Origin of the sequence: Faecousia intestinalis, assembly GCF_040096185.1 — a bacterium.
GTDB lineage: Bacteria > Bacillota > Clostridia > Oscillospirales > Oscillospiraceae > JAZOXB01.
Genome location: NZ_JBBMFF010000157.1, coordinates 1 through 1,418, shown reverse-complemented (window position 1 = coordinate 1,418; position 1,418 = coordinate 1). Strand labels below are relative to the sequence as shown.

Here is a 1,418-nt window from a genome sequence, read left to right as displayed (position 1 = left end):
GCCAGCCTCCATGGCGCTCACTGAGCGCCGCTACAGACGCAATTGGTGCATACCGCTATAACGGTTCCCCGTACGAATCGCCGGTGCGTTTCCCGGCCCTCAAAAATAATTCTTTACTTTTTCGCCGTTTTCCTGTAGACTAGAGAGGTTCGGCAAAAGTCTGGCAAGGGAGGGACGGCCATGCGGGTGAAACGGCTGACGCGCTGCGCGCTGCTGACCGCCATTGCGCTGGCGATCTTCGTGCTCGAGGCGCAGATCCCCATTCCCTTCCCCGTGCCGGGCATGAAGCTCGGTCTGAGCAACATCATCACGCTCTTCGCGCTGTTTTCCTTCGGCTGGAAGGATGCGCTTGCCATCGTCGTCATCCGTATCCTGCTTGGCAATCTGGCCTCCGGGCAGGTCATGGCGCTGCTGTATTCGCTGGGCGGCGGCCTTTTGAGCTTTGCCGGAATGGCCCTGCTGTGCCGCATTCTGACGGCGAAGCAGGTTTGGGCCGCAGGCGCGGCCGGAGGACTTCTGCACAATCTGGCCCAGATGGCCGTGGCGCTCGCCGTGACGCGGACGCCGGGTCTGCTGGTCTGGCTGCCGGTCCTGCTGTTATGCGGGCTGGGGACCGGGCTGTTTACCGGGCTGTGCGCGCAGCTTCTGCTGCGGCGCAGGCTCATTTCGGACAAAGGAGATACCCACGATGAATCCCAGAAAAAATGACTTTGAACGCGCCGTTTCCCTGCTGCATCGGGATGGCTACACCTGCGTGCTGTGCGACCGCGACCGTGTGCTGACCAGCCGCGAGCACGGGCTCGCGCCGCTCATCCGCCTGCTGGATACGAACGAATCGCTGCAGGATATGGCCGCCGCAGACCACCTGATCGGCCGCGCCGCCGCGCTGCTGCTGCTTGCCGCGGGCGTGAAAGCCGTGTACGGCGAGGTCATGAGCGAGGAGGCGCATCGTCTTCTGTCCGATGCCGGGCTCTGTGTGGAGTACGGCACGCTCGTACCGGAAATTCTGAACCGCGCCGGGACCGCCCCCTGCCCGATGGAGCAGGCTGCCGCGGCCGTGACCGATCCGGCAGAAGCCCTGCCCGTCCTGCGGAAGGCCATGCAGGAGCTGCAGAAGCAGTAAAACAGGCAGAAAAGTAATGGCGCAGGGACGTGCTCCCCTGCGCCTGTTTTTTATAGGGCCGCCGTGCGAGAGAAAAATGTAGCGGCGCTCACAATTTTCCGTGCACCTTCGCCGAATGCACACACCAATGTAGCGGCGCTCATTGAGCGCCATGCAGGCCAGCAAGTTACAGGAGGGCTCGACGACCGTGTAATGCCTCCAAATTTGTCATTGCGAGATGGAGCCGGAGCCGCCGAAGGGGTCGAGCACCACACTGTTTGCCATAGAACTGTTCTGTATCGGATAAGCCAAAAGC

General features: G+C 62.1%; 2 protein-coding genes. Both read left to right on the top strand.

The window, feature by feature from the left end; translation table 11 throughout:
* Positions 1–180: 180 nt before the first annotated feature.
* Positions 181–708, top strand: a complete 528-nt coding sequence (locus WMO66_RS04035; protein ID WP_349135098.1) for a Gx transporter family protein — start codon at positions 181–183, stop codon at positions 706–708.
* Positions 689–1,123 (top strand): DUF1893 domain-containing protein, encoded by a 435-nt coding sequence (locus WMO66_RS04030; protein ID WP_349135097.1) that lies wholly within the window; start codon positions 689–691, stop codon positions 1,121–1,123. The genes WMO66_RS04035 and WMO66_RS04030 overlap by 20 nt, the downstream gene beginning before the upstream one ends.
* Positions 1,124–1,418: the final 295 nt, after the last annotated feature.

What these genes read in the sequence shown, in the direction of transcription:
- WMO66_RS04035 (WP_349135098.1), top strand. Translation starts at nt 181, where the DNA reads ATGCGGGTGAAACGGCTGACGCGCTGCGCGCTGCTGACCGCCATTGCG.
- WMO66_RS04030 (WP_349135097.1), top strand. Translation starts at nt 689, where the DNA reads ATGAATCCCAGAAAAAATGACTTTGAACGCGCCGTTTCCCTGCTGCAT.